10 protein-coding genes and 1 tRNA gene are annotated in these 12,216 nt (G+C 52.2%); 4 read left to right on the top strand and 7 right to left on the bottom strand.

Annotated elements, in window-relative coordinates:
• Positions 1–30 precede the first annotated feature (30 nt).
• Positions 31–105: transfer RNA gene (locus B4C79_RS12500), tRNA-Arg, on the bottom strand.
• 220 nt (positions 106–325) lie between these two features.
• Between B4C79_RS12500 and B4C79_RS12495 the strand changes: the two genes are divergently transcribed.
• The 3 genes from B4C79_RS12495 (at position 326) to B4C79_RS12485 (ending at position 2,953) form a co-directional block, all read left to right on the top strand.
• Entirely contained in the window at positions 326–931 is a 606-nt protein-coding gene (locus B4C79_RS12495) for an RNA polymerase sigma factor (protein ID WP_171098805.1), read from the top strand.
• 43 nt (positions 932–974) lie between these two features.
• Positions 975–2,342: a sigma 54-interacting transcriptional regulator gene (locus B4C79_RS12490; RefSeq protein ID WP_291739375.1), complete on the top strand. Its 1,368-nt coding sequence runs from the start codon at positions 975–977 to the stop codon at positions 2,340–2,342.
• A 272-nt stretch (positions 2,343–2,614) separates the two neighbouring features.
• Positions 2,615–2,953, top strand: coding sequence for a hypothetical protein (locus B4C79_RS12485; RefSeq protein ID WP_291739376.1), 339 nt, complete (start codon positions 2,615–2,617; stop codon positions 2,951–2,953).
• Between the two features lie 5 nt (positions 2,954–2,958).
• Here B4C79_RS12485 and B4C79_RS12480 read toward each other — a convergent pair whose 3' ends face one another.
• Both B4C79_RS12480 and B4C79_RS12475 read right to left on the bottom strand, forming a co-directional pair.
• A complete protein-coding gene (locus B4C79_RS12480; protein WP_105028927.1) occupies positions 2,959–3,390 on the bottom strand; it encodes a hypothetical protein in 432 nt (143 codons plus the stop codon).
• Positions 3,390–3,965, bottom strand: a complete 576-nt coding sequence (locus B4C79_RS12475) for an RNA polymerase sigma factor (protein ID WP_168426957.1) — start codon at positions 3,963–3,965, stop codon at positions 3,390–3,392. The genes B4C79_RS12480 and B4C79_RS12475 overlap by 1 nt, the downstream gene beginning before the upstream one ends.
• Positions 3,966–4,253: 288 nt before the next feature.
• On the opposite strand from B4C79_RS12475, the gene B4C79_RS12470 reads away from it, so the two are divergent.
• Positions 4,254–6,215, top strand: coding sequence for a DNA topoisomerase IV subunit B (locus tag B4C79_RS12470; protein ID WP_291752077.1), 1,962 nt, complete (start codon positions 4,254–4,256; stop codon positions 6,213–6,215).
• 27 nt (positions 6,216–6,242) lie between these two features.
• Here B4C79_RS12470 and B4C79_RS12465 read toward each other — a convergent pair whose 3' ends face one another.
• Genes B4C79_RS12465 through lexA form a run of 4 tightly spaced genes read right to left on the bottom strand, consistent with a single transcriptional unit; the run spans position 6,243 to position 12,133 of the window.
• Positions 6,243–9,383 (bottom strand): error-prone DNA polymerase, encoded by a 3,141-nt coding sequence (locus B4C79_RS12465; protein ID WP_291739379.1) that lies wholly within the window; start codon positions 9,381–9,383, stop codon positions 6,243–6,245.
• A 12-nt stretch (positions 9,384–9,395) separates the two neighbouring features.
• A complete protein-coding gene (locus B4C79_RS12460; protein ID WP_291752075.1) occupies positions 9,396–10,757 on the bottom strand; it encodes a hypothetical protein in 1,362 nt (453 codons plus the stop codon).
• Positions 10,693–11,430 (bottom strand): translesion DNA synthesis-associated protein ImuA, encoded by a 738-nt coding sequence (imuA, locus tag B4C79_RS12455; RefSeq protein ID WP_291739261.1) that lies wholly within the window; start codon positions 11,428–11,430, stop codon positions 10,693–10,695. Before imuA ends, B4C79_RS12460 begins: the two co-directional genes overlap by 65 nt.
• A gap of 40 nt (positions 11,431–11,470) precedes the next feature.
• Positions 11,471–12,133 carry a transcriptional repressor LexA gene (lexA, locus tag B4C79_RS12450; protein WP_105029858.1) on the bottom strand — a complete coding sequence of 221 codons (663 nt, stop codon included), beginning with the start codon at positions 12,131–12,133 and terminating at the stop codon, positions 11,471–11,473.
• Positions 12,134–12,216: the final 83 nt, after the last annotated feature.

Here is a 12,216-nt window from a genome sequence, read left to right as displayed (position 1 = left end):
CCCTGACAAGTCAGGGGCTTTTTTTATGCCTGGTCTCGCGGACAGGAATCGAACCTGTATCTAAGCCTTAGGAGGGCCTCGTACTATCCATTGTACTACCGCGAGCTGAGCGCATTTTACACCGCAACTGGAGTCAGCCTGTACTCAAGCCTGTGCTGATTTAGAGATTTTGCTTCGCCCAGCCTTCCAAATTTAGAAAAAATCCAACACGAGTTGGGAGTTAATCAATAAATGCGCCATGAAATCAACCGTTTGAAATTTGCATGGTCCTGGCATGCACACTGCACAACGCTTGTTACCACACACAAGCAAACAGAGGCAGGTCATGGAACACACCGCAAACGTTCAGCAGTTCGAAATCACCGTTTCAGGTATTGACGAAAACACAGCAACACCGCTGACCGCGGCACAACTTTGCACGCTTGAGGCCTTGTTGAAGTCGCAGCAATCGCGTTTAACCCACTTCGTGCGCAAACACCTGCGCCGTGAGGATTATGTGGATGACCTTATTCAGCAAACCCACCTGGCTGCATTTCGCAACTGGGCGAGTTTTCGTGGAGAGTCCAAACCAGAAACCTGGTTGTTTGGCATTGCACTGAATCTGGTGAAAAACTTTCGTTACCGCGACACCAGTTTTCGTTTTCAAGGCGATGATTTTGATGAGCAAATCAGCCTGATTCCTGCCGATTCCATGTGCGAGCCTGAAGAATCCCTGATGCGTCAGGAGCGCATGGAAACCCTCAAGTCTGCAATTGATCACCTTCCGGGCAAAATGCAAACAGTGGTTCAGTTGGTGTTGCTTGAGGGGTTTACCTATCAGGATGCTGCACTTGAACTGGACTTGCCCATTGGTACAGTTCGCTCCCGTTTGTCACGCGCACGGGACATGCTGCGGGTGGAGGTGATGGGGCAGTCAGAATCACAACATTGACTAATCCCAAGGGGTGATCCAATGCTGGCACGCAGCCCTCACAATGAACTTTATTCATTTCATTGTGCCGTGGCTGCAAATGACCGAGTTAACCCTTTGCATTGAATCCCCCGAACTCAAAAGCAGATTGCGTGCCGCAGCGTTGTTGATGCAGGCCAGTGTTCACGAACTGTCACTGATCGACCTGTTGGGCAAACGCAGTTTGCCCGCGCATTGGCTGCTGGTTGATCAGGGCCTGGAGCAGCTTGGGGATTTAATTGAGCACTTCAAAGCCCAGGGTAGAAAGCCTGAAACACAGATCATTCGTTTTATCGAGAAACCCTGGCAAGAGTACGTTTACCATGACATTCCCATTTTTGCGTCCATTGTGCACCCGGCCAATCCTTTGGCTGCAGTTCATGTACTTGAAAAGCTGATACGAACCAAACCTTTTCGTTCTGGTAAAAAGCCACTGCCCAACAGCAACCTGGGGCCCTACAGTGACGAATTTGTTCGTTCGCAACCCATGCGCCATGCGGTATCCCAATTACAGCGCTTAAAACAGCTGCCCATCGACACCGTGTTGCTTGGGCCTACGGGTGCTGGCAAAGACACCGCTGCGCGTTGGCTGCACGCGCACTCTGACGTGAAAGGCGAGTTTGTGCACGTCAATTGCGCTGCCTTGCCAGAGCAGCTTTTTGAAGCCGAGGTGTTTGGCGTGATGGCAGGTGCTTTCACCGGGGCGCAAAAAGACAGGCCAGGAAAATTAGAGCTTGCGCACAATGGCACCCTGTACCTGGATGAAATAGACAGCCTGCCTTTGTCATGTCAAGCCAAGTTACTGAATGCCCTGCAATATCGCGGCGCAATTCGGCTGGGTGGGCATGTGTTCTACAACTCGGTTTTTCGGGTCATCGCTTCGACAAAAACCAAACTTGAAACCTTGGTGGAACAGAACAGATTTCGGGAAGACCTTCACTTCAGGCTCAGTGTGTCGCAGGTTCGAATTCCTGCCTTGGCAGAGCGACTCGAAGACATCATTCCCCTGTACTGTCATTTCCTGAACGATGTGGCCGCGCAGTTCAAGCTGGAAGTTCCCAAGCTGGACCTTGAAGATACGGACGAGTTGTTGAGCCGACCATGGCCTGGCAATGTGCGCGAGTTACACGCATTTGCACAACGGCATGTGATGGGGCTGGGCGAACCTTGCACGGTGCCTGGCAGCGAAGCACCTGCCGGTTTGAAGCAGCGTTTGCTGGCTTTCGAAAAAGCCGTTCTGATTCAAACATTGCATGCACACCGCGGGTGCGCACGCCTGGCCAGTGAAAGCCTTGGTATTCCCTTGCATTCCCTTTACTACCGCATGAAACGTTTCGATTTGCTCGAAAAAACCGGGAACCATTCCGATGACAAAGCCACTCAATGTTCATGAAACGACGTTTATCGGCCTCGTGCCTGTAATTATCACCAATGATCAAACCAAACACTTCGCCAATACAGTCTGCGTCTTCACAAGCAAGCAGTGCAGCCAACCCAACTGGTTCTGCTGCGCGCACCACCTTCAAAGCCATTCTCTCTGAACTCAAAGCTCGCCCGATGAAACCTCTTTCTCTGCAGCGCTTCCCGGGCCTTTCTACACCCCGTACGCTCGCACAACAAGTTCACAGCGACACCGCTGGTGTTGTCTAGGCATTCACAAATCCCATGTTGCAAAGCCCTCCCGGAAACTGGTTTTTGATTAACGAGCAACTTGTTGAAGGTTTGGGGCAGGCTGAATTGTTGCAGTCGTGGTCGTGTCCCTCCGAGTTTCAGGCCACCCTGGTGTTAAACAGCTATGAAAGTAACTGCTTGCGAGATTGGCTGTCGCAGCGTTGGCTTGCTAAGTCTCTGGAGCAAACCTGTATTTTTGAGCTTGAATATTCCAAGCTGCATGTTTCCAGGTTGATGTTAGCCAACAATGTGCTGGATGCAAAAGAGAAATTCGAGTTGTGGCTTCAGGCTGTTTTAGCCGACCGGACCAAGGCTGCACAAAGCCGAGGCTGATCGCCCTAGGTTGAGCCTTTGTGCTGAAAGTAGGTTTGTTTGTAGGCAAACGCCACATGAACAAAGCCTTGAAATTGCGACATGATTATGTCTTTGCTTTCACTCACAATTTCAACACACAGGCGCAAGCAGTTGTCGTGGTTTGAAATTGCGGTTGACACACCTTCGGGCATGTCGTTTTTCAATTCACCAAACAGGGCCAAGGCCAGTTTAATTTGGTTTTCCTGAACCTGTAACGATTTCCCCAAGCTGAAAATTCTTGCGCTTACCCTGCAATCTGCGCCGCCAAGGTGTTGCAGCTCAATCGTGAAGTTCTTTTCAAAATCAATTCGATAGCCATCTTCACCGGCACATTGCTCGGTGTCGCTGAGAGTCATTCCCAGTGATTCCAGAATTTTGTTGAGTGCCCCATATCGGGTTGCCAAATTTGCGTTCATCAGTCCATATACAGGTCGTAGATTGATTTCAATTGGGCGCGCGACCTTGAAATTCGCGAACGCACCGTGCCAATTGGAATACCCAGAATGTCAGCCGCTTCCTGGTAAGAATTGCCATGCTGAACCACCAAAACCAGTGTTTCACGCAGATCGTTGGGCAAATTACCAATCGCCGATTCCAGTTTGATGCTGAATTCGTTTTTCATGCAATGCTGCATGGGGTCAGACCCCTCCGCTTGTTCCAGTTCAAGGTCTTCATCCGAAGTGAAATGAAATTTGTACTGTGGAGAGCGGCGCGCGGTGTTCCGAATAATGTTCAGTGCAATGCCAAACAGCCAGGTCGCTCTTTTTGCATCACCTCGAAAGCTGTCCCAGCAGCAGTAAGCCTCAATCAAGGTTTGCTGGAATACATCCTCGACCGCGTTTTCATCACGAAAATGTTTGATGATGAAGTTGCGCAACCGCTTTTCCTGCTTGGCAACCAACAATTCAAACTCCGAGCGAGTTGTTTCCAGATTCGCCCTTGAGCACCTTTGAATCGCGGTGATCTTTAACTTGGGGGCAATCGGTTTCATGTCGAGCCTCTCTACTTGAAACGGAAGTTGAATCATGGTCGGCCTTGGCGAGTTGTTTAAATAACGCCACAGCGTATCAAGGCTGCAAAAAGTCCGAACGAGGTGTCACCATGGATAGGGGGTGGGGTGACATGCTGCTTTATTAGCCTTGAAAATTGTGCTAACCACGCGGAACAAATTTCCTATCTTGGTCATGAGTGCTGGCACAGCCGCAGATGGTTCCAGTCCTGCCCGAAATGAATCCAAATTATTGGTATCATCAAGCGGTCATTGAACTATCAGGTTGTCATGAGCCAGTACCAAGAATCGTCCATCCGTGTCCTTAAAGGGCTAGAGCCAGTCAAGCAGCGCCCCGGCATGTACACCCGCACCGATTGCCCCTTGCATATTATTCAAGAGGTGATCGACAACGCAGCCGACGAGGCCTTGGGGGGGTTCGGTACGCGCATCACGGTGACCATTCACACCGATGGCAGTGTCTCGGTGCAGGACGAAGGGCGGGGCATTCCGATTGGTCTTCACCCCGAAGAAAAGGTGCCGGTTATTGAGCTGGTGTTTACCCGCCTGCATGCCGGCGGCAAATTCAACAAGGCCGATGGTGGCGCTTATCGCTTCTCTGGCGGCCTGCACGGTGTGGGTGTGTCAGTAACCAACGCCCTTTCAACCCGGCTTGAGGTGAGTGCGGTACGCGACAAGCAGGTGGGCACACTGGTGTTCAGCGGTGGCGATGTAATCGAACCCCTGAAAGTACGCCCGCAAACTAGCAGCGATCCGAAAAAGGGCACCACCGTGCGTGTGTGGCCCGACCCCCAGTACTTTGATTCCGCTGTATTGCCCTTGAACGAAATGGACCGCCTGTTGCGCAGCAAGGCTGTGTTGTTGAAAGGTGTCGAGGTGGTGTTGGTTTCTGAGAAAACCGGTGAAGCCAAGCGCTGGAAATTCGATGACGGACTACGTGGTTTTTTAAAGGAAGAGTTGCTCGACCGTGAACTGGTGGCTCCCATGTTTAGCGGCGACCTGAGCGTTGATGTACTTCGCGATGAAGGTTTTGCGGAAGGCGAGGGTGCAGCCTGGGCCCTGGCTTTTGTGGCGGAGGGTGCACCCGTGCGTGAAAGCTATGTGAACCTGATTCCGACTTCTGCTGGTGGTACACATGAATCGGGTTTGCGCGAAGCAGTGTTTCAGGCCATCAAGGCATTTTGTGAAATGCACTCGCTGATGCCCAAAGGCATCAAGTTGATGCCTGATGACATCTTTTCCAAGGCGAATTTCGTGTTGTCGGCCAAAGTGCTCGACCCGCAGTTTCAGGGACAAATCAAGGAACGTCTGAACAGCCGCGATGCAGTGCGTTTGGTGTCTTCGTTGGTGAAGCCTGCATTTGAATTGTGGTTGAACCAGCACGTTGAAGACGGCAAAAAAATTGCTGAACTGGCCATTAAACAGGCGCAAGCCCGTTCACGTGCAGCGCAGAAAGTCGAGAAACGAAAAAGCTCTTCAGTGGCCATTTTGCCAGGCAAGCTGACCGATTGTGAAAGCACCGACATTACGCTGAATGAGGTGTTTCTGGTTGAGGGTGATTCTGCCGGTGGGTCGGCCAAAATGGGCCGTGACAAAGAATTTCAGGCCGTGTTGCCTTTGCGTGGAAAGGTGCTCAATGCCTGGGAAACCGACAAAGACCGCCTCTTTGCCAATCAGGAAATTCATGACATTGCGGTGGCCATTGGCGTGGATCCACACAGCGTGAATGACAATCCCGATTTAAGCGGTTTGCGTTACGGCAAAATTTGTATTCTTTCCGATGCTGATGTGGATGGTTCACATATTCAGGTGTTGTTGCTCACCTTGTTCTACAAGCATTTTCCTGCGCTGATTCGAAGCCAGAACTTGTATGTGGCTCGTCCACCGCTGTTTCGCGTGGATGTGCCCGCACAGGGAAAAAAGCCCGCGCGCAAACTGTACTGCCTCGACGAAGCCGAGCTTTATGCGGTGCAAGACAAACTGGGCAAAGAGGGTGTGAAAGAGGCGAACATCAAGATTTCCCGTTTTAAAGGCTTGGGTGAAATGAATGCCGAGCAGTTGTGGGAAACAACCTTGAACCCTGACACACGTCGCTTGTTGCCGGTTACCTTGGGCAGCATGGATGTGACCGAAACCAATGCCATGATGCACATGTTGATGGGCCGCACGGAAAGTGGCGCGCGCCGCACCTGGCTGGAGGACAAAGGCAATTTGGTGGAAGTGGATATTTAATCATTGAAGTAAAAAAGCTTTGCCTGATTACTTGAAGTCTCGCGACGGCGTTTGCAGTTGCGCAAGCAGGTGGGTGTAATCCACCAGCCTGCGTGCCACCAAATTGCATACTTCACCTTCGCGCTGCCAAATACCAAACACCCCCATAATTTGCGCATTGCGCAGCACATGTCGCTGTTCTTCGGCCAAGCTGTTCCACACAATTACATTCACATTGCCTGTTTCATCTTCAAGATTTAAAAACACGGTGCCGTGCGCAGTGGCTGGGCGTTGCCGGTGTGTCACAATGCCGCAGGCCCGTGCCAGCCTGCCGTTGGGGTAAGTGCGCAATTCTTCAACCTGCCTTATTTTGTACGGTGCCAGTTGCTTGCGCAAAAATGAAATAGGGTGGTGTTCCAGGCTTGAACCTGTGGCGCGGTAATCGGCCAGCATGTCTTCCAGTTCACCGGCTTTGGGCAATTCAAGCGGTGTTTCATTGCTGCGGGTGTTGGTCAGCAGGTCTGTGTTGTTTGCGCCGTGCCGAACGCCCCTTGTTTCAGTTGCTGCGGTTTGCCACACGGCCTGGCGGCGGTGCCCTGCCAGTTGCTCAAGCGCATTTGCATCGGCCAGTGCAAGCAGGTCGCCGCGGTCAAGCCGAGCGCGCTTGGTCAAGTCTTCTACACTTTCAAACAGCCCTTGCTCGCGGGTTTGAACAATACGCACAGCAGCGTCATGTTTCAAGCCATTGACCCGGTTTAAACCCAGACGAACGGTCCACAGCTGACCTGTGCAGCTTTCCAGTCGGGTTTCAAGGGCACTGCACTGCACATCCACGGGCCGTACTGTCACGCCATGTCGTTGCGCATCTTGAATCAGCTGTGACGGCGCATAGAAACCCATGGGCTGCGCGTTGAGCAAACCACATAAAAATGCATCCGGGTGGTGGCATTTCAGCCAGGACGATGCATACACCAACAAGGCGAAACTGGCGGCATGGCTTTCCGGAAAACCATATTCGCCAAAGCCTTCCATTTGTTTGAAAATACTTTCTGCAAACTCTCGGGTGTAGCCGCGCTCCAACATGCCGTTCACCACGCGCTCGTAAAAATGGTGCAGGCCGCCTTTGCGTTTCCAGGCGGCCATTCCGCGACGCAATGCATCGGCCTCGCCCGGTGTAAAGCCAGCAGCCAGAATTGCAACCTGCATCACCTGTTCCTGAAAAATAGGAACACCTTGGGTACGGCCCAGTGCCTCTTTCAAGGCCTCCGAAGGATAGTTCACTGCTTCCAGGCCCTGCCTGCGTTTTAAAAACGGGTGCACCATGCCGCCTTGAATGGGGCCGGGCCGCACAATGGCTACCTGAATCACCAGGTCGTAGTACTCACGGGGTTTTAGGCGGGGAAGCATGCCCATTTGCGCACGGCTTTCAATTTGAAACACACCCACGGTGTCGGCCTTGCACATCATGTCGTATGCCGTGCTGTCTTCGGGTGGTATGGCTTGCAGGGTTCTGGGGGCACCGGGTTTTTTGTGCAATTCGTCCAGCGTCATTCGAATAGCGCTCAACATGCCAAGCGCCAGTACGTCTACCTTCATCAGGCCCATGGCGTCCAGGTCGTCTTTGTCCCACTGAATGACGCTGCGCTCTGGCATCGAAGCATTTTCCACTGGCACCAGTTCAGTCAGGCTGTCGCGCGCAATCACAAAGCCGCCTGTGTGTTGCGACAAGTGCCGTGGAAACCCCAGCAGTTCATCGGCCAAATGCACGCAATGCTGCACAGTGCTTTGGCGAACATCAATGCCTGCCTGCACCATGTGGTCCACGCTCATGCTACGGCTGTAACCGCCATCTTGCGACTTGGCCAAATCTTCAATCAAATCTGTACCCAACCCCAAGGCTTTTCCCACATCCCGCAATGCTGAGCGGGGCCTGTAAACCACCACGCTGGCGGCCAGTGCGGCCCGGTCGCGACCATACTTCTTGTAAATGTATTGAATCACTTCTTCGCGGCGCGTGTGTTCAAAGTCCACGTCAATGTCGGGTGGCTCGTTGCGTTCCCGGCTGATAAAACGCTCGAACAGCACGGCCATTTTGTCGGGGTTGACTTCGGTAATGTGCAGGCAATAACACACCACCGAATTGGCAGCAGACCCACGGCCCTGGCACAAAATATTGCGGGAACGCGCAAAACGGACAATGTCGTAAACCGTTAAAAAGTAGGCCTCAAATTTCAGTTCCTCAATCAGCTGTAATTCATGTTCAATTTGTTTCCTGACTTTGGCGGGCACTTTGCCGCTGTAGCGTTGGGCTGCGCCTTCTTCTACAAGTTGGCGCAAGTATTGTGTGGGTTCCAGGCCTTCAGGGCTAATTTCACGCGGGTATTGGTAGCGCAATTCATCCAGCGAAAAAACACACTGTGCCGCCAGTGTTGCAGTTTGCTTAAGTAAGTTGTGCGGGTAAGTTTTGGCAAGCACTTGCAAGGGCTGCAAGCAACGTTGCGCATTTGTTTCCAGAAATGGTTTTGCGTCGTTCAGCTTGCAGTTCAGTCGAATGGCAGTCAGCACATCATGCAAGTTCTTGCGTTCGCCGGAATGCATCACGGGCAAGTTGCTGGCCATGAGTTCAACCCGGTGCAGGTGGGCCAGGGCTTGCAAGTGCAGCAGCCATGCCTTGTCGAACCCACGGTGCTGCAAATTACACACCAAGTGCATGCGGCCAGCAAAACGCTTGGCACACCAGCTTAAGAGGGCCGGAAAATTGTCTTTGTTGCGTTCGTCGGGCACCAGCAGCAATTGAAGTCCGGGTGGAATATCAGCAAGGTCGTCACGGGTGAAGAGGTAGTCGCCTTTGGCTGCACGGCCACGGGCCTGGGTAATCAGCCTGCACAAGTGGGTGTAGCCGGTTTTGTTTTTCACTATCAAGGCAATGCGCTGGCCGGTAAATGCACTGTTGTTTGCGAACACAAACTGGGCGCCTACCAACAGTTGAATACCACATTCCTTGGCGGCCTGATGTGCACGAACAATGCCCGCCAGCGAACATTCATCCGTGATGCCAATGGCGCTGTAACCCAGCAATTTGGCCTGCTGCACCAGCTCTTCCGGGTGTGACGCACCTTTTAAAAAACTGAAGTTACTCAACGCCAGTGCTTCAGCAAAAGGTGGTGCGGTGTGCAATGGCGCATTCATGTTCAGAGTGCCTTATGCAAAGTAACCATGTAAAAACCAGCGTGCATCTTTTTCAAGCAGGTCTTGATACAGCCACACCAAACTGGAATTGCTGTCGCGTGCGCAGTAGTAATCGCGCTTGCAAGGTTTGGCATCCCACCAGCCAAACTCAACACGTTCGGGGCCGCTAAGCAATTGCCATGGGCCACCCACTTGCCACTGTGGGGCTTTTCCTTGAAGTGGCTTGGGCGTTGGCAACAGCCACAATGGGCGCGGGCTGCTGGCCGCCAATGTCGCATTGTTCAATTCAGGGGCATGTTGGTTTTCAATTTTCTTAAAGGCAGTGTTCGCAGGTTTTTGCAGCGGGGTGTGTTGCAACACAATGCTGCATTCGGGCCTTGGGTCACTTTCTGTGGCTGCAAATAATACGGTTTGTTCGCCCAAGCGCGCGCGAAGAACATCGCAGGTGTTGTTCCAGTTACGAGTGCCTTCTGCCGGATCGGGTAAAAAACTGCGATTCACGTTGGGCAGCAATTCACTGTGCATGCATTGCACTCGAAGGTTGCGTATGTCGTCGTCAAATTGCATCCGCCCCAGTTGGTGGTGCAGCAGGCGCTTCCATGTGTCGATGCAATCGGTGGCTTGCGCACTTCTCAGGCGTAAAACCTCTTCACCGTGCGCGTGAACAAAGGCCCAGTGCAATTCACGCGTGCCATGTTTTTGCTGCTTTAGCCAGTTGCACACTGCTTCAAGCAGTGCTTGTGCATGGTGCTCAATCAGATCAAGCCTGTCGCTGTGAAAAGGCAATTCCTTTTCTTGCTCGAATGTATCCGCAGGTTCGTGGGGTGCCGTTGCTATGGCGAGTTTGTTTTGAAGCCCAAAACCCGAATCAAGTTCAGCCAAGGCTTGTGCGCCAAACCGTTTTAAAAATCCATCGCGTGGCAAACGCCACAAATCACCAATGCGGCCAAAACCGCATTGTCGCCAGGTGGTTTGCAGCTTCACATCGCAATCAAGCACTGAAATTGGCAGGGCCAGCAAACTGTTTTCATTGAAATTCAGCATGGCCAGAAAATCGTCTAGATTGCGTGCGGGGGCGCACTTGCCAAGCCACCATGCGCCGGTTGCAGTGTGGTGGTTGGCCAGTTGCAATTCGCCAGAAAATTCCTCGGTACTTTCCCAGAGTTGCGAAAGCAAAGCCTGTGCGCCACCAAACAACCTGAAGCTGCTCTGCACTTCAACCAGCCAACCCACATATTCATGATGCTGGTCTTGTCGCCAGCACACCACCGGGCTGTAATGTGCTGCCAATTCAAACAAGGAATTGGCATCAAATTGTGATTTGACTTCGCGTGGGTTGCGGGATTGTTTGTAACTCAGGGCGATCCAGCGCACGAACAAGCTCCTGTGAGTGCGGGGTGTCGGGTAAAGCACCTTGCGGTTTTGGTAAATTGATCAGTATTGCCTGCTCAAGCACAGGCCCCCTGCGTTTGATCAAATGCACTCGCAGGCTATTGCTGCTTTGGGCCGTCAGGCACAAGCGCAGTGAAGCCGGGGAGGGTTGCATTTGTGCCCGAATGGGGCGAAATACAAAACTTAAACCCTGTGAACGAGTGGCCTGGTACTGCAAGCGACGCAACACAGTTGGGTTGCAGAGTGTTTTTTCTTCAGGCAGCCACATGAAAAGTGCACCGAAGGAATCGCTTTGCAGCACCTGTTCGATCGCCCAAAGTCGATCTTGGGGTTTGTCGGTTTGAACCAAGTGCACTTGATCCAAGGCCACACCGAACTGCTCAAACGCCGGCGTGAGTGGTAGCAGCGGTGCGCCAATCAGCACCAGTTTTTTTTTCTCCAGCGATAGTTTGCGCAACACCGGCATTAGAAAGCGAAGCTCGCCAATGCCATGGTGTTTTAACAGCAGTTCAATCAGGTTGCGGGTAGGCCAGCCACCCCCGGGCAATTGTTGATCCAGGGCAACAAAGCCGCTGGGTATACGCGCACTGGTGTCGTTGGCAAGCTGGTGGGCACGCCACACGCCGGGGTGAATGCTGGCAAGATCAGACGACACAACAACCCCCGACATTGCTTTTTAGTGCAATAACTGCTTTTTAATGCAACTGGCCTTGGCGAATCAAACCAACAGCCAAACCTTCAATTGCGAATGTTTCGGTTCGCAAGTCGACTTCAATGGGAGCGAAATCGCTGTTCTCGGCTTGCAGTTCAACCACATGGCCTTTCTGGAAAAAACGTTTCACGGTGACATCGTCGTTCACGCGTGCAACCACCACCTGGCCCGCTCTGGCGGTACTGGCTTTTTTTACGGCCAGCAAATCGCCATCCATAATGCCGATGTCTTTCATCGACATGCCGCGTACTTTCAGCAAGTAATCGGGCTTGTCTGGAAACAGTGAGGGATCAACAGGAATTTGTTTTTCCACATGTTCTTGGGCAAGAATCGGGCTGCCTGCGGCAACACGACCAATAAGTGGCAATTGCATGAATTGCTCCATTGCACGTTCGGCGGCCTTGCTGGCAGTTTCTTCCAAACCTTCGGCGTATTCACCCAGCAAGCGAATGCCCCGTGACGTACTGGCATCCAGTGCAATGACATTTTTTTTGGCCAGAGCCTGTAAGTGATCTTCTGCTGCATTGGCTGAGCGAAATCCCAGTTGCCGTGCAATTTCGGCGCGAGTGGGTGGCCTGCCAAATTGGGTAATTTGGTCTCGGATTAAATCAAGAATTTCTTGTTGACGAGCAGTTAAACCTTTCATGGCACCAATCTCGAATGGACATGCTGTGATTATATACAGTAAACCAAAACTTGCAAACACATTTGCCTGAATCCAATTGCTGC

It is taken from the genome of Limnobacter sp. UBA7229 (assembly GCF_002473065.1).
Taxonomy (GTDB): Bacteria; Pseudomonadota; Gammaproteobacteria; order Burkholderiales; family Burkholderiaceae_B; genus Limnobacter; species Limnobacter profundi.
Note: the sequence above shows the minus strand (reverse complement) of the source record. Positions and strands in the feature narration are given on the sequence as shown.